Origin of the sequence: Actinoallomurus acaciae (genome assembly GCF_042429965.1) — a bacterium.
Lineage (GTDB): Bacteria > Actinomycetota > Actinomycetes > Streptosporangiales > Streptosporangiaceae > Actinoallomurus > Actinoallomurus acaciae.
Map to the genome: position 1 here is coordinate 1 of NZ_JBHLZP010000127.1, position 17700 is coordinate 17700.

Below are 17700 nucleotides of genomic sequence, written 5' to 3' on the forward strand. Positions count from 1 at the left end.
CTGCGGCTCCTGGCGACCGACCCGCTGGCCGGCCGCGAGGTCGACGAGCTCGCCGCCGCGCGGATACGTACGCCGTCGCCGGAGACCGCGCACCCGCTGGTGGCCCTGGTCGAGCCCGCCCTCGCGTTCGCCTCCGGCGACGGCGCCGCGGCGGCGGTGATCGACCGGTGGCTGTCACATCCGGACGTCTGGACGCGTGCGGTGCTGCGGCTCATGCGGGCCACGCTGTACGGGAGCGCCGGCGACACCGCGAGCATGTGCACCGAACTGGAGCTCGCGATCACCGAGTTCGAGTCCGTGGGGGAGCGCGCCGGGCTGGCATGGTCGCTGACGACGCTGGCGGATCTGCGGACCGTCCACGGCGAGTTCAAGGACGCGATCGCGTGTCTCGAGCGGGCCGTACGGCTGCTGCGTGAGCTCGACCCGGCCGACGGGGCGGTGCTCCAGCGGGTGTGGCTCGCCGAGACGCGGTTTCGCGCGGGTGACACCGTACGGGCCAGGTCCGAGCTGCTGGAGCTGATGCGCACCGACCTCGGCGGGCTGCCGGAACACCACCGGGCCGGCGCCAGGCTCATCCTGAGTGACATCGCCCGCCGCGACGGTGACCTGGCCGACGCGGCGGAGCAGTTGCGACGGGCCGGCGAAGAACTCGATCGTGCCCCGCAGGCCGAGCCGCTCCTTCGCGTCAGCTACGAGTGCGCGGCGGCGGATCTCGCCACGGACCGGCACGACCTCGTGGCGGCGGAGCGGCATGTCGCCGAGGCGTTCGCCCTGGCCGTCGCCGTGCCCGACCCGACGCTGGTGGCCCTGGCCGTCGCCCGGCTGGCCCGGCTGAGGTCGCTCCAGGGCCAGGCCGCCACGGCGGCGGAACTGCTCGGCGCGGTCCACACCCTGCTCGGCTCGCTCGACGCGATCGACTGCGACCTGGCGGGGATCGCGCCCCGGCTGCGCGACGAGCTCGGCGAGCACGCCTACGAGGCCGCCTACGCCCGTGGGCGCGACCTGGACGACGGCGGCGCGCTCACCCTCGTGGAGCTGCATCTCGGCTGAGCGCGCGCCGGCCGAGGGGTCAGTACGCCACACCGACCGCCTGACGGATGGTCGCGGGGTCGTCCAGCATCGACAGCATCGCGTGAGCGAGATCGCCGCGTGAGATGGTCAGGGCACGAGGCACGTCGCCGCCGACGAGACGCCGATACCGGCCGGTGGCCGGCTTGTCGGTCAGCCGTGGCACCCGCACGATCGTCCAGTCCACGGCGCTGGTCCGCATCGCCTCCTCCATCCGCGCCAGGTCCGCGTACACGTCCTTGAGGATCCTCATGAGCAGGGGCCGGAGCGGGTCACCGTCGGGCAGCGGCGCGAGCGGTCCCGCGCTGATCGCCTCGAACCGGCGGACGCCGCTGCCGTGCAGCGCGGCCAGTATCGCCCGGGTCCCGGAGGTGGCGATGCCGGCGCGTCCGCCGCAGGGCGGACCGAGCCCCGAGACGGCCGCGTCCCGCCCCCTCAACGCCGGGACCAGAGCCTCGGGGTCGGTCACGTCGGCGGTCACCACGTCGAGCCGCGGATGATCCATGGACAGCCGTTCCGGGTCGCGCACCACCGCCGTCACGTGGTGTCCGGCCACGAGCGCCTGCCGTACGACCTGCCGGCCCGTTCCTCCGCTCGCCCCGAAGACCGTGAGCCTCATGCCGGCGACGCCGTCCGTGCGCGGGTGGCCGTGAACCGCCAGCCCGGGTTGGCGAGGCGTACCGCACCGTCGATCTCGAACGGCCGCAACGCGGACCGGACCGCCCGCCGCGCCCGGTCCGTCGCGGCCGGATCGGCGTCGCGGAGCCAGTGGCGGACCGGCCCCCAGCCGAAGATGAAGCCGGTGGCGTCCTCGGCGTCCCGGCCGTATATCGAGACCGTGCCGATGGGCGTGGCGACGACGTCGCCGAAACCGGCGCCGGTGAGCACCGCGTCGATGTGCTCCCGATCGGTGAAGTTCATCGGTCCGGGCGCGTCGTCCTCGGCAGGGTCGGGCAGGGAGACGTGCCGCGCCATGGCCGCCCAGATCCCGTCGAGGTCGTTGTCCCCGGAGTCGCGACCGCACACGAACGCCAGCCGGCCGCCCGGCTTGAGGGTACGGCCGATGTTGGCGAACGCGGCGACCGGATCGGCGAAGTACATGATCCCGCCGCGGCTGATCGCGACGTCGAAGCGGGACTCGGGGAAGGGATGGGTCTGCGCGTCGCCCTGCTCGAAGGTGACATTGACGATCTCTTCCTCCGCCGCCGTACGGCGTGCCCGTTCGAGCATCGGCCCGGACAGGTCGAGGCCGACCGCGTGCCCGGACAGTGCACGGCACGCGGCCATGCGGGTCGTCCGCCCGGTGCCACAGCCGACGTCGAGCACCCGGTGACCCGGCTGGATCCCGGCTCCTGCGAAGAGGGGACCGTTCATCCCTTCGAGCAGGATGTCGTAGCGGCGGTGGTTGTCGGCCCAGTGCCGGCCTTCGTACCCGTTCCACGCCTCCGCCTGCTGAGCGTTGACGATGTCCATGACACGAGAGTGCCGACCGCACCTGTCAAAGTCAGCACAGGCCGCTGTCAGACGGCCGGGGGCCGTGTCACCGTGGCGGGGGTGTGAAGGCGGGCGTGCAGGTGCATGTCGTGGTAGCCGTCGGCGTGCAGGCCGCGTCCGTGCATTGTGCCCTCGTACGCGTAGCCGGCCTTCTCCGCGACGCGGCAGGACGCGGTGTTGCGGGTCGAGTGCGTCAGCTCCATCCGGTGCAGGCCGAGGGTGAACATCCAGTCCGTCACGGCGGTCAGCGCGCGGGGTGCGACGGCGCGGCCGCGGGCGGCGGGCAGTACCCAGTACGCCGCCTCGCCGAACCCCTCCGCGAGGTCCAGCCGGCGGATGCCGATGCGGCCGAGCACGGTGTCGCCCTCGGTGACCGCCCAGTCGGCGCCGGTCTCGTGCCTCCAGCGATCCGCCCACCGTGCCGCCCATATCGTCGCCTCGTTCCGGTCCAGCGACCGCGCGTGCCATCGCTGGATGTCCTCGTCCGCGTAGGCGGCGACGATGACCGGCGCGTCGCGGGCGTTCCAGGGGCGGATCGTCAGTTCGTCCACGGACAGGCAGGGCTGTGGCCGTCCGCCCATCCGCCCGGCCGGCACCGCGGGCTCCACGAGATCTGGCATGCGCTCATCATGCCCTCCCCGCGGCGCTTCGAGGGCGCTCGAAAATGCGATTTCGGCATTATCGCCGTCATCGCTCCGCTCAAACATTTCCGGCTCTCGTTCCCACCGGAAGTGTCCCGTCCGGCCGGATCCGGGGCTTCAACTTTCGCAGTCATGAGGAGTAACGCGCCGAAACGGAGTAAATGGACGGCCCATTTTTCCTGGGTCGTACGCGATTGTTCTGCGAGGCCGCGCTACGGGGCCTGCCTGGGAGCGTGGCCTGGCAAGAGAGGAGCTGCATGACAGCGGCCACGGATACTCCACGAGCACCCGGAGGCGAGGAGAGCCGACATCTTCGCCGGGACATCGGACGCATCGGCCTGCTCTTCACCGGGGTCGGGTCGATCATCGGCTCGGGCTGGCTGTTCGGGGCGATGAACGCCGGCATCATCGCCGGCCCCGCCGCGATCTTCTCCTGGGCGATCGCCTGCAGTACGCCACCAAGTGGTACCACTTCACCGACAAGCACATGGTCGACGGTTCGCCGGTGCACACGCTGACGCCGGTCGGCATCGCGGTCGCGCTCCTGCTGCTCGCGGTGGCGTTCCTGGTCACCGCGTTCCACGCCGCGAACTTCTCCGATCAGGGGTTCGCCCCGGCCGGCAGCAAGGCCATGCTGACCGCGATCTCCACGTCGGGCATCACGTTCTCGTATCTGGGCTTCCGCCAGGCCATCGAACTGGCCGGCGAAAGCGACAACCCCCGACGGAACGTTCCATCCGCGGTGGTCGGCTCGGTCATCATCTGCATGGCCATCTACGTGCTCCTGCAGATCGCCTTCATCGGCGCGCTGTCGGGCGGCGACCTGGCGCACGGCTGGTCCAAGCTGTCGTTCACGAACGACTTCGGCCCGCTCGCCGCGGTCTCCACGGCGATCGGCCTGGGCTGGCTGGCCACCATCCTGTACGTCGACGCCGTGGTCTCCCCGGGTGACACCGGCCTCGTCTACTCCGCCGTCACCTCCCGGCTGGGCTACACGATGGCGCGCAACGGCGCCGCGCCCGGCGGCATCGGCAGGCTGAGCCGCCGTGGCGTGCCGTGGATGTCATTGATCATCACGTTCGTCGTCGCGGCGATCATGCTGCTGCCGTTCCCGAGCTGGCAGCAGCTCGTCGGCCTGGTCACCCCCGTTCCGGCTCTGGGGCGGCGACACGATCCCGCTGCTGGCGTTCTTCTCGGCCAACCTGATCATCTATTGGACCGGCTGGAACACGAACGGGAAGTTCTTCGTCATCGTCGTGTTCGGGTACGTCCTGATGGCGATCTTCGCGGCGACCGGCCAGCTCACGCACAAGATGGAGTGGAGGGCCGGTGGACGCCGAACCCGCACTCGCCGACTGAGCCCCCCGCTCTCGGCACGAGCCCCGTCCTCCAGTGAGAGCGGGGCTCGTGCCGGTTCGAGACCATGTCTTCTCGGCGGATCTCCCGCGCGGTGAGGTCAGGCGGTGAGGCGGTCGGCGATCGTCTCGAGGCTGTGGAGGATGGCCACGGTCTCATCCAGCGGCATCGCCGGCGACTCGGTGAGCCCGGCCTCGACGCAGCGGGCGACCTCCTCGGCCTGGTACGTGTAGCCGTGCCCGTCGACGTCCAGGCGGAACGTCTCCGGCTCCGCCCCGTCGCGGTGCAGCGTCATCGTGCCCGGGTGCCAGAACGGCCCGGCCACCTCGATCGAGCCCGCCGTGCCGGTGACCGTCGCGGTCTGCGGCGTCTTGGCCAGGAACCCGCAGTGCAGCAGCGCCAGCGCGCCCGACTCGTAGCCGAACAGGATGCCGGTGTTGGAGTCCACGCCGGTCGGCGCGGGTGTCGTCACCGCCTGGACGGTCGCCGGCTCGCCGAGCAGCATCCACGCGAACGACACCGGGTACACGCCCAGGTCGAGCAGTGCCCCGCCCGCCAGGTCCGGCGCCCACAGCCGGTGGGCGGCGTCGAAGGGGAAGTTCTCGGAGAAGTCGGCGTACACCGCCTTCACGTCGCCGATCGCGCCGTCGGCGACCAGCGCGCGCACCCGGGCGATGAGCGGGTTGAACCGTGTCCACATCGCCTCCATCGCGAACAGGTTCCGCTCGCGGGCGAGGGCGACGAGGTCCCGCGCGTCGGCCGCCGTCGTGGTGAACGGCTTCTCCACGAGCACCGCGCGGCCCGCCTCCAGGCACGTACGGGCGGCGGAGTGGTGCACGTTGTGCGTCGTCGCGACGTAGACGACGTCGACCTTGTCGTCGGCGGCGAGTTCGGCGTAGGACCCGTACGCCCGTGGAATGTCGTAGCGGTCCGCGAACGCCTCGGCCGTGTGCGCGGCACGCGAGCCGACCGCCGCCACCTCGTGCCCGAGGTGGAGCAGGTCCTCGGTGAACGTGCGCGCGATCCCGCCGGTGCCCAGGATCCCCCATCGAATCGTCACGATCGGACATCGTACGGCGAATCGTCCGTGTCCCATATACCTGTCGGAAGGCACCTGAACTTCCCGGTCCGACCGGACGACCCGCCGCCGCACGGTGCCGGGCATCGTCCAGGTCGACGACGTCGCCCGGCGGACCGGCCGGGTGCGTACGGACGCCGCCGACCTCCCCGCCGGGGCCCGTCCTCGCCGCGCTGAACGTCGTCCCGGCCCTCCTCATCGTCATGATGCCGATCGGGGTCCTGGGGGCCCGGTAGGTTCGACCGGTGCCCACCCGACGTGCCGTACGCCACCCCGTGCCGCCGAAGCTTCCCGCCGACCTCGTCCCCGCCCGGCTGTCCGAGGTCTTCCTCGCCGAAGACGGCGTCTGCCTGTCCACGGAGTACGGCGGCGGCGTCCCGGCGGGCAGCCGCGCGGACGGGCTCGACGTCGAACGCTGCCGGTTCGACACCGTACGGCTCGCCGGCGCGGTCCTGCCGCGCGCGAGCCTGTCCGACACCGAGTTCCTCGGCTGCGACCTGGCGAACATCGACGTCAGCAACGGCGTGATGGCCACGGCCCGGCTCGAACGCTGCCGCCTGACCGGGGCGACGTGGGGCGGCTGCTCGTTCCGCGACGTGGTGTTCGAGGGCTGCCGGGCCGACCTCGCCCGGTTCCGGATGAGCCGGTTCCGCCACGTCGTCTTCCGCGACTGCAACCTCACCGAGGCCGACTTCCAGAGCGCGGAGTTCACCGGCTGCCGGTTCGAGGACTGCCGCATGGAAGGCGTGCGGTTCAGCCAGGCCGTGATGACGGGCGGCGTCGTGTTCTCCGGCTGCGACCTGTGGGGGCTCAGCGGCGTCGAGAGCCTGCGCGGCGCGACCGTGCAGGCCGCCGACGCGCAGGGCCTCGTGCACACTTTGGCGGCGTCCCTGGGCATCACGATCGAGGAATGACCCGTCAGCCGCGGCTGCACCTGGTACTGCGAGAGCCGACAGACCATCGGCGGCCCTGGGAATTGCGAGGCAGGAATTACTCGGTAACGGGAAATTCCAATTTGTGCGGATCTGTCCTTCGCTTTTCTCGGTTATTTCACTCCCGGCGTACGCATGTGGTTATTCTTGGTGGCGATCGCTGCAGGTAGCCCCCCGTACCGAACCCCCCGGAGGTCCATCATGGTCGCGCAGAAAGAGCCGTACGAGTTCCCGGCGATTCTCGCCTTCGCCGGCGAATTAATGGTGTGGCGCATGAAGGCCGGGATGTCCAAGATCGAACTCGCCGAGCGGCTGGGATACTCGCCGCAGCTCATCGGCCAGGTCGAAGGGGCCAAGAACCTCCCATCGAAGCAGCTCGCCGAGGACCTCGACACGTTCTTCGAGACCAACGGCCTGTTCCTCCGCCTCTGGAAGCTCATCAACGAGACCCGTCACGTGGCCTCACTGCCGCGAGGCTTCTCCGAATTCCTGGCTCGCGAGGCTCAGGCGAAGAGGATGTACGCCTTCGAGCCGAGTGTGATCAAGGGGCTCTTTCAGTCGCGGGACTACGCCTACGAGATGCTGAAGGCGGGTCGCGAGCCGGAGGAGATCGAACAGCTCGTCGCCAAGCGCATGGAGCGGCAGGAGGTCCTCAATCGGCCGAAGCCGCCGCTCGTCTTCGTGGTCTTGGACGAGGTGGCCATCAAGCGCCGGATCGGCAGCCGAGAGGTGATGTGCGGCCAGATCGAGCACCTCATCGAACTGGCGCAAAGGTCGAACGTGACACTTCAGATCGTCCCGGATACCGCCGGGTCGTATGCCGGGCTCATGGGAGCGTTCGACATTCTCGGATTCGAGGACGGCCACGACATCGTCTATATCGAGGGTCACGTGGGTGGCCAGCTCATCGCCGACCCGGCAATCGTTCAGGAGTACGCGCTACGCTACGACTTGATCAGGGGCGCGGCGATGTCCGCCGACGAGTCCCTGAAATTGCTCCGTAGGACGTTGGAGAGTCTATGAGCGACCAGTGGCGGAAGAGCAGTCGAAGCGGCGACACGGGCGGTAACTGTGTCGAGGTCGTCGTCTGGCGCAAGAGTCGCCGGAGCGGTGACACGGGCGGTCAGTGCGTGGAAGTCGCCACGATTCAGGTGAGCCCGGCAACGGATTTGTTCTCCAAGTAATCGCATGATGCGGTCAGGCGCGGCTCGGTTCGCCGCGCCTGCCATCGTGTCGCCGGTCTCATGCGCCGGGGCTCCACGGGCGGGACGCGGTGGACCTCCCGGCGGCGCAGATACCGTACGCCCTGGTCACCGAGGACCATGGCATCGACCTGTATGACGCGGTCCCCGGCGTACCGCGTCGGTAGCACCACGACCTGTGCGCGGGCGTGCGGTCGTCGGCGATGTCCTCGCCTATGACAGGCGGATCCTCTTGCGCCGTACGGGAAAGCGGCGAGTTCTCGGCGGCAGTGGTGACGTGCTGGTGGCCGACCATGGACACTGCGACCGGGCCGTGCGACGCCGCAGGTCCCCAGCTTCTGCGGCTCGCCGGACGACACCGGCGGCGACCTGATGCCGTTGTCGTACGCGTGCCGGTCCGAGGGCGTACGCATCGCGGCCGTCGCTCCCTCGCCCGGCCGGGTGTGCCGGCGGCGGACGCTCGACCCGCGAGACGAACAACGGCCCGTGGTCCGCGGCGGCGTCGCACTCCTTCCCGCCGTGAGCCGTTCACGCTCGTCGCGGCGGACGGGCGGAAGATCTCCGGGTCGTCCCCACGGCGAACGTGCGGGGACGACCGCTCGCCGCCGGCGGACGGGCGATCGTCCATCACTCCAACGGCCACCCCTGCCGTCGGCCGACGGGGCATCGGCGTAAGTGGTGGGAGTGCGACCACGATCACCGCGCCGTCCACCCGGACCTGGTCGGCCTCCCGGCCCCGGCGCTTCACGTACGACTTGAAGAACACCTCAGCGAAAACGTATTGTCGAAAACACGTTTTCGCTATCTGGTCGTTCAAGCGGTCGGACGCGGATCGGCAACCGATGACGGGAACCAGCAGATGAGCAAGCAGCCACCGGCCCCCAACCGGCGCAGGCGGCTGACGGAGGAACGCGAACGCGAGATCCTCGACGTCACGTTCGACCTGGTCGCCGAGGTCGGCTACGAGCAGGCGACCGTGGACGAGGTGGCCAGGCGGACGAAGGCGAGCACGGCCACGCTGTACCGGCAGTGGGAGAACAAGCCCAAGCTGGTGATCACGGCGATGATGGCGCGCAAGTACGCACCCCTGTCGCACATCGACGCCGGTAGCCTGCGCGATGACCTGGTGGCACTGGCTCGCATGATGCCGGCGCCGCACCCGCGGGGCGCCCCGACCCTGGGGATCTGGCAAGCGGTCATATCCGACCCTGCGCTGGCCCAGGCACTGCGGGATGTCCTGTTCGCCCCCTACCTCGACGCGCTGCGCATGATCCTTGCCCGGCACGTCGAGCGCGGAACGATCCGGCCCGGCAATCCGGCCCTGGCGCACGCCGAGATGTTCCTGCTGGGCAGCCTCTTCGTGGAGAAGCTCTTCAACGGCATCGAGGCCGACGCCGACCAGCTCATCGCGGTCATGGACGCCCTGCTGCTGCCGGCGCTGACCGGCGGCGGCTGACCCCTCCTCATCTGGCCGACGTCCCTCGGACCGGCCGGTCCGCACACGGAAAGACAAGGAACCTCCCCATGAGCAGCACTTCGACCGACACCGTCCTGGTCACCGGAGGGTCCGGCTTCCTGGGCGGCCGGGTGATCGCCCAGGCCCTCAGCGAGGGCTACCGGGTCCGTACCACCGTGCGCTCCCTCGGCCGCGAGCCGCAGGTTCGCGAAGATCTGGGGGCCATGGGCGTGAACGCGGGCGAGCGGCTCGCGTTCGTGCCGGCCGACCTCACCGCGGATGAGGGGTGGGCCGAGGCGGTGGCGGGCTGCCGCTACGTGCTCCATACCGCCTCGCCCTTCCCGGGCGGCGAGCCCGACCACGAGGACGACCTGATCGTCCCGGCCAGGGAGGGCACGCTGCGCGTTCTGCGTGCGGCTCGCGACGCAGGCGTCGAACGCGTTGTGGTCACCTCCTCGTTCGCCGCGGTCGGCTACGGCAGGCCCGCCACCGAACGGCCCTTCACCGAGGACGACTGGACCGACCCGGACGGCGACATCCCCGCCTACATCAGGTCCAAGGTGCTGGCCGAGCGGGCCGCCTGGGACTTCGTCGAGCGCGAAGGCGACGCCCTCCAACTCGCCACCGTCGCCCCGGTCGGCATCTTCGGCCCTGTCATCGGTACCGACCACTCCTCCTCGATCAACATGATCACCGGCCTGTTCAGCGGCGCCATGCCGGGCGCACCCCGTCTGTACTTCGCCGTCGTCGATGTCCGGGACGCCGCCGACCTGCACCTGAAGGCCATGACCGACCCTCGGGCCGCGGGCGAGCGCTTCATCGCCGCCGCCGGCGACGCCGTCTCCCTGCACCACATCGCACTCGCCATCCGCGATCGGCTCGGCGACGCCGCCGGCGCCGTCCCGGCCACCGAGCTTCCGGACGAGGTGGTGCGCAAGGCCGCCCAGGCCGACCCGGCGCTGAAGGGCATGCTGCCCAACCTCGGCAAGGTCCGCCACGTCAGCAACGACAAGGCCCGCACCATGCTCGGCTGGAAGCCCCGCAGCGCCGACGACGCCGTCTCGGCCACCGCCGAAAGCCTCCTGGAACTCGGCCTCCTGCCCGTCACGGACCTCAGGTAGGTAAGAGGACGGCGCGGGACGGAGAGCCGTCAGCGACACGATGTGGCGTCCGACCCGGATCATCGGCCGGTCCGTCACGGCATCGGGATCAGGGCTCTTCCCCGTGCGGTCCGCCGGTCGGCGGGACGTGCTGGAACGTCTGGTCGGCGAGACGCACCGGCGGGCTCGGCGGTCCGGCCGAGCGGGTGTTCGCTTCGCACTCCGCGCCGACCCGGCTCTATCAGGGATCCAGCTCCTCGACGGCCTTGACGAGCGGCTGCAGCCTGGGGTCGTCGGCGGCGCGTCCGAGGGCTTCGCACAGCAACATCGTCATCCCCAAGTCCGTCACCCCGACCCGCGTCCACGAGAACCTCGACGTCTTCGACTCCGAACTGACCAGCAAGGACATCGACACGATCACCACCCTCGACCGCGACATGCGCACCGGCCCCGACCCCGACACCCTCAACTGACAGCACCACTACAGACGAGCACTCCCTCACCGGGCCTGGCCTGTCCCCCTCCGACCGGTGTGGGTTTTGGAAGGTGGTGCTGTGGGTGTACGCCCGCGACGCGGTCCAGGACGGCGATCGGAGGAGGGAGGGGGAGCCACAGGCGGTACGGCAGGCCCCGATCGGCCGCGAACGACGGTCCAGACGGAGAGCGCCGGCCCGCTTTTACGGGTCCGCGCCGCGACCGCGTTGGCTTGTATGGGCTCGTGCCGCGACTACGTCGGCTTGTACGGGTCCGTGCCGCGATTACGTCGGCTCTTGTGGTGGTCAGCGCAGCCACAGCGCGAGGCCGCCAAGAGGGACGGTGAACCGCCGACGGTCGTCTCCGCCCAGCAGTTCGCTCAGGTGGTCACGCTGCCGTCGAAGGGGCCCACCCGCCGGTGATGCAGCACCGGAGCCGGGTCGCGAAGGAGTTCGACGGGGACCAACTGCTGCGTCGGCGGGGCGGACAGCGGCTCGCACCCGGGGTGGCGGGCCGGTTCGCCGATCAGTGCGGCGGTCGCCCGGATCCAGCCGACGCAGCAGTTGGTCGCCCCGTATCGTCTTGGCGGCCGACCCGACGAGGACGGAACGGAGTATCCGGGGCAGGGGTGACGGCGTCACCCGCAGGTCGAGGTCGCGCATGGTCTCGTCGGCCACCACAGTGACCCCGTGGCGTTCGGTCGGCCGCGCGACGGCCCGGCGGACGGCGATCGTCATGAGCGCACCGGCCGGGCTCTGGAAGTCGGGGACGAGGTAGGCCAGACCGCCCGGGGTGGTGCGGAAGGCGCCGTGGAGCTGGCCCAGGTCCCCGTCGTCTGCGGTCGCCCGGCAACCGACCGGGCGGATGCCTGTGCGGGACCGCCATGAGTCCTGGCTGCACGCCGAGGCCGCATTCGGCGGTTTCGACGCGTTGTCCCCAGAGCATCAGGATCCGGTCACCGGTCTGGACACCGCCGATTCCCCCAGCGCCGACCTGCGCAAGTGGCTCAACATGCCGTACGACAGCGCGGGCCGGTTCACCGCCACCGGCACCTTCAGATACGGGTCTTCTAGAACGCCGCCGCCTACCTCGGCCCGCTCGTCGAGACCCCCGCCTTGCTCACCCTGTGGGCGTATGGACGGGACGGTCACCGCGAGATCGTCCAGCGGTGCGTCGCCTGTGCGCGAGCCCTGAGCCAGGCCATCGAGACGATTCCGGAGCTGTGCCCACCTGCGGCGGTCCGTCTGAACGTCGTCCGCTTCCCGCCGACCGCCGACCGCCGACCGCCGACCGCCGACCGCCGAGCGGCTGTCGGACCTCGGCACCGAGCCGAGCCAGGAGGCGTTCCTCACCCCCCACGACCTACGCGGGCGTACCCACGCTCCGCGCCGCTTCGGCAAACCGGCGCTCCGCCGAGACCGACGTCCGCCGGATCGCCGAGGCCCTGAGCCGGCGGCTCGCCACCACCCCACTGCCACCACACCCCACTCGCGATCGGCTCCGCAACCGCGCCGTCGGCCGCGGTGGACGGATCGATAGTGTCCTGGCATGACGTTGAGGCCCACCCCGTTGTCGGATGAGCTGTACGACTATCTCTGCGCCCACGGAACGCCGCCGGACGCGGTGCAACAGGATCTCATCGCCGAGACCGCCACCCTCGGGCACGAGGCGCGGCTGCAGATCTCACCGGACGAGGGCGCGTTCCTGACCTTGCTGACCAGGCTGATCGGGGCGAAGACCGCGTTGGAGGTCGGTACCTTCACCGGGTACTCCGCCCTGGCGATCGTCCGTGGCCTCGGCGCGGGCGGCCGGCTGACCTGCTGTGACATCAGCGAGGAATGGACCCGGATCGCCCGACGGCACTGGGCTGCCGCCGGCGTCGCCGACCAGATCGAGTTGCGCCTGGGCCCGGCGCTGGACACGCTGCGGTCGATGCCCGACGAACCAGCATTCGACCTGGCGTTCATCGACGCCGACTACCTCAACTACTCCGCCTACTGGGAGGAGATCGTGCCCCGGGTCACACCTGGCGGGGCGATCCTGGTCGACAACGTCCTCTACCACGCCCGGGTCATCGATCCGGCCGACAGCGCGGACACCACCCAGGCGGTCCGGGAACTCAACGAACGCATCCGCCGCGACGACCGCGTGGAAGCCACCATGATCGCCATCGCCGACGGACTCACCCTCGCCCGCAAGAAGTGATGCCCGCGAGGCGGGAGGCGCTCACCCGCATCCTCACCGTCAGGCGAGCCGGGCGATGGACTTGTACTCCAGGTAGGCGGACAGGCCTTCGGGGCCGAGTTCGCGGCCGACGCCGCTGGACTTGTAGCCGCCGAACGGCGACGAGGACTCGATCATGTACGTGTTGACGCCGTACGTCCCGGTCCGTACGCGGCGGGCGATGTCGAGGCCATGGTCGGCGTCGGTGGTCCAGACGGTGCCGGCCAGGCCGTAGTCGCTGTCGTTGGCGATGCGCACGGCGTCGTCCTCGTCCTCGTACGGGATGACCGCGAGCACCGGGCCGAAGATCTCCTCGCGGGCGATCCGCATGTCGTTCGAGACGCCCGAGAAGACGGTCGGCGTGACGTACCAGCCGCGGTCGAGCGGTCGGCCGGACCCGCCGAGCGCCACCTTCGCGCCCTCCTCCTGGCCGATGCGGATGTAGTTCTCGACGCGTTCGCGCTGGCGGGCGGCCACGAGCGGGCCGATCTCGGTCGCCGGGTCCGCCGGGTCGCCCACCCGCATGCCGCGTACGGTCTCGGTCAGCGCGCCCACGACCTCGTCGTAGCGGCCGCGCGAGGCCAGGATCCGGGTCTGCGCGATGCAGGCCTGCCCGTTGTTCATCAGCGACGCGAGCTTGAGCCAGCCCATCGTCGCGTCCAGGTCGGCGTCGTCGCAGATGATCGCCGCCGACTTGCCGCCGAGTTCGAGGGTGCAGCGCTTGAGCTGTTCGCCGCAGATGGCGCCGATCCGGCGGCCCGCCGCCGTCGAGCCGGTGAACGCCACCTTGTCCACGCCCGGGTGCCGTACGAGGTACTCACCGGTCTCGCGGCCGGCCGCGACGATGCTGACCACGCCCTTGGGCACGCCCGCCTCGGTCAGCATGTCCGCGAGCGGGTACGCGTCGAGGGGCGTCTCCGGCGCCGGCTTGATCACGATGGTGCAGCCGGCGGCCAGGGCGGGGGCGAGCTTGAGCGCGATGATGAACTGCGGGACGTTCCACGGCACGATCGCGGCCACGACGCCGACCGGCTCGCGGCGCACGGTGACCGGCCCGAGCATGCCCGCGCGCTCCTCCTCCCAGGGGACGTCCAACTCGCTGAAGTAGCCGTACACGGCGAGCGCCTGCCCGGTCTGACCGAGCTGGGAGAACGAGATCGGCGAGCCCATCTCCTCGGTGATCAGCTCCGCCATGTCCTGGAGCCGTTCGCCGAACAGCGCGGCCAGCCGCCCGACGATCGCGCGGCGCTCGGCCGGGTCCATGCGCGGCCACGGCCCGTTGTCGAACGCCTCCCGCGCGGCGGCCACCGCCCGGTCGATGTCGGCGGGCGTCGCCTCGGGGACGCGCCCGACGACCTCCTCGGTGTGCGGCGAGACGACGTCGATGGTGCCGGTGCCGGCGGGGGCGACCCACTCGCCGCCGATGTAGAGCCGATCGTGCTGCCGCATACGTGCCTCCGGAGGCGGGAGGGATGTAACCGAGTGCTTGCTTGGCATCCTCGCCGCCCGTCTCCGTCTTGTCCACCATGCCGGTCCGGGGACGGATCCGCGGAGCCTCCGGCCGTACGGGAGACTGGTCGCTTTCGGACGTCATTCGCCACGGAGACCGACGGTGCTCTTCCCGTACAACCTGCATTGGGACGATCTCGACCCGGGCCGCCACCCCTTCGACCCCGATGGGGCGCGGGCCGCCGTCGAGGCCCTCGCCCCGGACCCGGGATTCTCCTCCCACCCCGACTGGGGCTGGGAGCGATGGATGTCCGCCGAATGGTTCTTCACGCGGTGGCCCGACGACATGACCAACGCGTTGACCCGCTATTACGGCGCATGGGCCTGCGGCTGGCGCTGGGTCAGGAACATCGAGGAGGGGTGGATATCCGGCCCCGTCTCGGTCTGGGCGGACAGTTCCGTCGCCGGCGAGGAGGAGGCGCTGAGCCGCGTGGCCGACGCTCTCCTCGAATGGCGTCTCTTCCTGGAGGATCTGGCCGGACGATTCGTACGGCTCCCCACGTCCGGGGCGCCGCGGGAGCGGGCGTTCCAACGGGCCGCCGCCGACATCATCACCCACGTCGCGGACTGGACCGGCGCCAACGACGTCTGGTACGAGACCTGCGCCCGAGTGCTGCGGTGGTACCTCTCCCACCTCGGCGTGCCCGCCGAGCGGTCGGGAGCGCTGATCGACGGGGCGATCGGCGGACGTTTCGAAAGCTGGACGGCTCCCGGGCCCGACGCCGTCGACGAGGCCGCCGGGCGCCTCGCCGCCGGGCTCGCCCACCGCGACGATGACTGAGGACGCGCTCGACACCTGGCTCCGGCTGCGATCCGAGGTGCCCTGGACAGAGCCGGGCGACGTCCGGACCCCGGTGGCCGGACGGCGCGACGGGGCCGAACACCACATCCGCACGGTCGAGGCGGAGCGGTCCCGCGCACGCGCCGCCGGGCTCCTGGCGGCGCTCCGGGCGTCGCGGCGAGACGCCGCGGCACGGCGGAGACTCGACTTCGCGCTGATGAGCGAGTGGCAACGCCAGGTCCTTCAGGTGCCCGAGGCCCCCTACCGGGTGACCGACGCGTACGCCAAGCAGGGCCGCGAACGTTACGGGCCGCGTCCACTCGAAGAGTTCAACGCCTGCCTGGCCGAGTGCGAACCGGGCCCGGTCCCGCTCCCGTCCCGCGCCGCGCGTGCCTATCTGGACGTGTGCTTCTTCCACCCGTTCGGCGACGGCAACGCACGGGCCGCGCTCTTGACGCTGCTGTTCGTCCTGGCCCGTGAGCAGGTCATGCTCGATCACCTGGGCCCGCTGCCGGCACTCGTCCGCCACGCCGACGACCCGGACACGGGCCCGCAGCTCGTCCGGCTCCTCCACATCCTGATCCGGCAGACCGCGGCCCCACGCCGGCCATGATCACGGGTTGCCGAGGGCCACGTGGACGGCGTTGCCGCTGGGCCTCGCCCGGCCCGTACGCTGGGGTCCACGTCGCCCTCACCGGAAACGCCTCTCTGGGATGAGGAAGAGGAAGCGAATGTCGGAGCAACCACGGCTGGTACGGGCCGGCCGGGCGATGGCGGTGGCCACCGCCGTCTCGCGCCTCACCGGGTTCCTGCGCACGTTGGCCCTGGTGGCCGCGCTGGGGCTGGGCACCCGGCTGCTGGACGCCTACACGGCGGCGAACGTCACCCCGAACACGATCTATGAGCTGGTGATGGGCGGGGCCCTGGCGAGCGTGCTGGTGCCGCTCCTGGTCCGTACGGCCGCCGACGACGGCGTCGACGGAGACCTGTTCGCCCAGCGGCTGCTGTCCCTGGTCGTCTACGGCCTGTCGATCGTGGTGATCGTGACGATCGTCGCGGCACCGTTCATCGTGGGCCTCTACGTTCCCGGGTTCACGCCCGCACAGCGCCATCTGGCGGTGGTGTTCACCCGGTACTTCATGCCGCAGATCCTGTTCTACGGGGTGAGCGCCACCCTGTCCGCGGTGCTCAACGCCCGTGGCCGCTTCGCCGCGCCGATGTGGGCGCCGGTGGCCAACAACGTCGTCGTCATCGCCACCGCCGCGGCGTTCCTGCTGATCGGCGGCACCGGGAGGCTGGAGTCCCTCACCCAGGGCCAGGCGTTGCTGCTGTCGCTCGGCACGAGCGCCGGGGTCGCCGCCCAGATGGCCGTACTCCTGCTGTCCGGCCGCCGGGCCGGTTTCCGGCCGAGGCTGCACGCCGACCCCCGGGGCATCGGGGTCCGCAGGATCGCGGTGATGTCCGGCTGGACGATCGCGTCGGTGAGCGCCGCCCAGGCGGTGTTCGTCGTGATCACCAGGCTCGCCTCGCACGCCGGACCGGGGGCGGTCAGCGTCTACTCCAACGCGGGCACCCTGTTCCAGTTGCCCTATGCCATCATCGCGGTCACCGTCATCACCGGCGTCCTGCCGCGGCTCAGCCGGGCCGCCGCCGACCGCGACCTCGCACGGGTCATCGCCGACCTGTCCCAGAGCCTGCGGCTGACCGGCGTCGTCCTGGTGCCCGTCGCCGCCGCCCTCATCACGCTCGGCCCGCGCCTGACCACCGTGCTGTTCGCCCACGGCAACGCGTCGCCCGCCGCCGCCCACCTCACGGGCCTGGTCCTGGCCGCGTACGGGCTCGCGCTGGTCCCGTTCGCCGCGTACCAGATCATGCTGCGCGTCTTCTACGCCCTCGGCGACACCCGGACCCCGGCCCTGCTGAGCGTGACGGTCTCCGCCGCCACGATCGGCGCCTGCCTGACCGCCGCGAGGTTCGACCACGGCCCGCACCTGGTCATCGCGCTCGCGGCGTGCTCCGCGATCGCGTACACGGTCGGCCTGCTGCTCACCGCGTTGCTCCTCCGCCGCAGGATCGGCCGCATCGACGGACACCGCCTGCTGAACGCCCACGTGCGGATGCTCGTCGCCGCGGCCCTCGCCGCCCCCGCGACCGCCGGCACGGCATGGGCCATCGGCTCGGCGACCGGCACCACCTGGACGGCGTCACTGCTCACCGTGACCGCCGCGGCCGCGACCGGCGGAGGCCTCTACGCCCTCATCGCACGCGCACTGCGAATCACCGAGTTCAGAACGCTGACCGCGGCGCTGGGCCTCCGCTGAAACGCCGACGCCGTTGGAGAGCGCGGGCCGCCCGCCCGCCGCGGCCGCCGCCGGACGCCGGTTCC

At 71.0% G+C, this 17700-nt stretch carries 19 protein-coding genes; 13 read left to right on the forward strand and 6 right to left on the reverse strand.

The window, feature by feature from the left end:
- On the forward strand, positions 1-1050 hold a 1050-nt coding region (locus tag ACFFNX_RS18670; RefSeq protein WP_378203374.1), incomplete at its 5' end, for a tetratricopeptide repeat protein.
- 19 nt (positions 1051-1069) lie between these two features.
- On the opposite strand, the gene ACFFNX_RS18675 is transcribed toward ACFFNX_RS18670, so the two are convergent.
- Genes ACFFNX_RS18675 through ACFFNX_RS18685 form a run of 3 tightly spaced genes read right to left on the reverse strand, consistent with a single transcriptional unit; the run spans position 1070 to position 3182 of the window.
- The gene (locus ACFFNX_RS18675) at positions 1070-1687 is read right to left on the reverse strand and encodes an NAD(P)-dependent oxidoreductase (protein WP_378203377.1); all 618 of its coding nucleotides are present in this window, start codon (positions 1685-1687) and stop codon (positions 1070-1072) included.
- A complete protein-coding gene (locus tag ACFFNX_RS18680) occupies positions 1684-2541 on the reverse strand; it encodes a class I SAM-dependent methyltransferase (RefSeq protein ID WP_378203380.1) in 858 nt (285 codons plus the stop codon). The genes ACFFNX_RS18675 and ACFFNX_RS18680 overlap by 4 nt, the downstream gene beginning before the upstream one ends.
- A 47-nt stretch (positions 2542-2588) precedes the next feature.
- On the reverse strand, positions 2589-3182 hold the full coding sequence (locus tag ACFFNX_RS18685) for a GNAT family N-acetyltransferase (protein ID WP_378203383.1): 594 nt from the start codon (positions 3180-3182) through the stop codon (positions 2589-2591).
- A gap of 278 nt (positions 3183-3460) precedes the next feature.
- Between ACFFNX_RS18685 and ACFFNX_RS18690 the strand changes: the two genes are divergently transcribed.
- Positions 3461-3721, forward strand: coding sequence for a hypothetical protein (locus tag ACFFNX_RS18690; protein WP_378203385.1), 261 nt, complete (start codon positions 3461-3463; stop codon positions 3719-3721).
- The gene (locus tag ACFFNX_RS18695) at positions 3709-4599 is read left to right on the forward strand and encodes an APC family permease (RefSeq protein WP_378203388.1); all 891 of its coding nucleotides are present in this window, start codon (positions 3709-3711) and stop codon (positions 4597-4599) included. The genes ACFFNX_RS18690 and ACFFNX_RS18695 overlap by 13 nt, the downstream gene beginning before the upstream one ends.
- A gap of 60 nt (positions 4600-4659) precedes the next feature.
- Here ACFFNX_RS18695 and ACFFNX_RS18700 read toward each other — a convergent pair whose 3' ends face one another.
- The gene (locus tag ACFFNX_RS18700) at positions 4660-5619 is read right to left on the reverse strand and encodes a Gfo/Idh/MocA family protein (RefSeq protein WP_378203391.1); all 960 of its coding nucleotides are present in this window, start codon (positions 5617-5619) and stop codon (positions 4660-4662) included.
- A 263-nt stretch (positions 5620-5882) separates the two neighbouring features.
- Between ACFFNX_RS18700 and ACFFNX_RS18705 the strand changes: the two genes are divergently transcribed.
- The 6 genes from ACFFNX_RS18705 to ACFFNX_RS18730 all read left to right on the forward strand — a co-directional run bounded on the left by ACFFNX_RS18705 (position 5883) and on the right by ACFFNX_RS18730 (position 10800).
- A complete protein-coding gene (locus ACFFNX_RS18705; protein WP_378203395.1) occupies positions 5883-6551 on the forward strand; it encodes a pentapeptide repeat-containing protein in 669 nt (222 codons plus the stop codon).
- Positions 6552-6770: 219 nt separating this feature from the next.
- Positions 6771-7592, forward strand: coding sequence for a helix-turn-helix domain-containing protein (locus ACFFNX_RS18710; protein ID WP_378203398.1), 822 nt, complete (start codon positions 6771-6773; stop codon positions 7590-7592).
- Positions 7589-7753, forward strand: coding sequence for a DUF397 domain-containing protein (locus tag ACFFNX_RS18715; protein WP_378203411.1), 165 nt, complete (start codon positions 7589-7591; stop codon positions 7751-7753). Before ACFFNX_RS18710 ends, ACFFNX_RS18715 begins: the two co-directional genes overlap by 4 nt.
- A gap of 877 nt (positions 7754-8630) precedes the next feature.
- The gene (locus ACFFNX_RS18720) at positions 8631-9227 is read left to right on the forward strand and encodes a TetR/AcrR family transcriptional regulator (RefSeq protein ID WP_378203414.1); all 597 of its coding nucleotides are present in this window, start codon (positions 8631-8633) and stop codon (positions 9225-9227) included.
- Positions 9228-9295: 68 nt separating this feature from the next.
- The gene (locus ACFFNX_RS18725) at positions 9296-10348 is read left to right on the forward strand and encodes an SDR family oxidoreductase (protein WP_378203417.1); all 1053 of its coding nucleotides are present in this window, start codon (positions 9296-9298) and stop codon (positions 10346-10348) included.
- A gap of 245 nt (positions 10349-10593) precedes the next feature.
- Positions 10594-10800: a hypothetical protein gene (locus ACFFNX_RS18730; protein WP_378203420.1), complete on the forward strand. Its 207-nt coding sequence runs from the start codon at positions 10594-10596 to the stop codon at positions 10798-10800.
- A 945-nt stretch (positions 10801-11745) separates the two neighbouring features.
- On the opposite strand, the gene ACFFNX_RS18735 is transcribed toward ACFFNX_RS18730, so the two are convergent.
- The gene (locus ACFFNX_RS18735) at positions 11746-11952 is read right to left on the reverse strand and encodes a hypothetical protein (RefSeq protein WP_378203423.1); all 207 of its coding nucleotides are present in this window, start codon (positions 11950-11952) and stop codon (positions 11746-11748) included.
- Between the two features lie 397 nt (positions 11953-12349).
- On the opposite strand from ACFFNX_RS18735, the gene ACFFNX_RS18740 reads away from it, so the two are divergent.
- Positions 12350-13006, forward strand: a complete 657-nt coding sequence (locus ACFFNX_RS18740) for an O-methyltransferase (RefSeq protein ID WP_378203426.1) — start codon at positions 12350-12352, stop codon at positions 13004-13006.
- Positions 13007-13045: 39 nt separating this feature from the next.
- On the opposite strand, the gene ACFFNX_RS18745 is transcribed toward ACFFNX_RS18740, so the two are convergent.
- Positions 13046-14473, reverse strand: a complete 1428-nt coding sequence (locus tag ACFFNX_RS18745; RefSeq protein WP_378203429.1) for an aldehyde dehydrogenase — start codon at positions 14471-14473, stop codon at positions 13046-13048.
- Positions 14474-14636: 163 nt separating this feature from the next.
- Here ACFFNX_RS18745 and ACFFNX_RS18750 point away from each other — a divergent pair, with 163 nt between their 5' ends.
- The 3 genes from ACFFNX_RS18750 (at position 14637) to murJ (ending at position 17635) form a co-directional block, all read left to right on the forward strand.
- On the forward strand, positions 14637-15314 hold the full coding sequence (locus ACFFNX_RS18750; RefSeq protein WP_378203432.1) for a hypothetical protein: 678 nt from the start codon (positions 14637-14639) through the stop codon (positions 15312-15314).
- Positions 15307-15927 carry a hypothetical protein gene (locus tag ACFFNX_RS18755; RefSeq protein WP_378203435.1) on the forward strand — a complete coding sequence of 207 codons (621 nt, stop codon included), beginning with the start codon at positions 15307-15309 and terminating at the stop codon, positions 15925-15927. Before ACFFNX_RS18750 ends, ACFFNX_RS18755 begins: the two co-directional genes overlap by 8 nt.
- Positions 15928-16045: 118 nt before the next feature.
- On the forward strand, positions 16046-17635 hold the full coding sequence (murJ, locus tag ACFFNX_RS18760; RefSeq protein WP_378203438.1) for a murein biosynthesis integral membrane protein MurJ: 1590 nt from the start codon (positions 16046-16048) through the stop codon (positions 17633-17635).
- The last annotated feature ends 65 nt before the right edge of the window (positions 17636-17700 follow it).

Bases quoted from the DNA above. Each gene is read 5' to 3' on its own strand.
- ACFFNX_RS18715 (WP_378203411.1), top strand. From the start codon at position 7,589: ATGAGCGACCAGTGGCGGAAGAGCAGTCGAAGCGGCGACACGGGCGGT.
- ACFFNX_RS18710 (WP_378203398.1), top strand. From the start codon at position 6,771: ATGGTCGCGCAGAAAGAGCCGTACGAGTTCCCGGCGATTCTCGCCTTC.
- ACFFNX_RS18690 (WP_378203385.1), top strand. From the start codon at position 3,461: ATGACAGCGGCCACGGATACTCCACGAGCACCCGGAGGCGAGGAGAGC.
- ACFFNX_RS18755 (WP_378203435.1), top strand. From the start codon at position 15,307: ATGACTGAGGACGCGCTCGACACCTGGCTCCGGCTGCGATCCGAGGTG.
- ACFFNX_RS18725 (WP_378203417.1), top strand. From the start codon at position 9,296: ATGAGCAGCACTTCGACCGACACCGTCCTGGTCACCGGAGGGTCCGGC.
- ACFFNX_RS18675 (WP_378203377.1), bottom strand. From the start codon at position 1,687: ATGAGGCTCACGGTCTTCGGGGCGAGCGGAGGAACGGGCCGGCAGGTC.
- murJ (WP_378203438.1), top strand. From the start codon at position 16,046: ATGTCGGAGCAACCACGGCTGGTACGGGCCGGCCGGGCGATGGCGGTG.
- ACFFNX_RS18720 (WP_378203414.1), top strand. From the start codon at position 8,631: ATGAGCAAGCAGCCACCGGCCCCCAACCGGCGCAGGCGGCTGACGGAG.
- ACFFNX_RS18745 (WP_378203429.1), bottom strand. From the start codon at position 14,473: ATGCGGCAGCACGATCGGCTCTACATCGGCGGCGAGTGGGTCGCCCCC.
- ACFFNX_RS18740 (WP_378203426.1), top strand. From the start codon at position 12,350: ATGACGTTGAGGCCCACCCCGTTGTCGGATGAGCTGTACGACTATCTC.
- ACFFNX_RS18685 (WP_378203383.1), bottom strand. From the start codon at position 3,182: ATGCCAGATCTCGTGGAGCCCGCGGTGCCGGCCGGGCGGATGGGCGGA.
- ACFFNX_RS18680 (WP_378203380.1), bottom strand. From the start codon at position 2,541: ATGGACATCGTCAACGCTCAGCAGGCGGAGGCGTGGAACGGGTACGAA.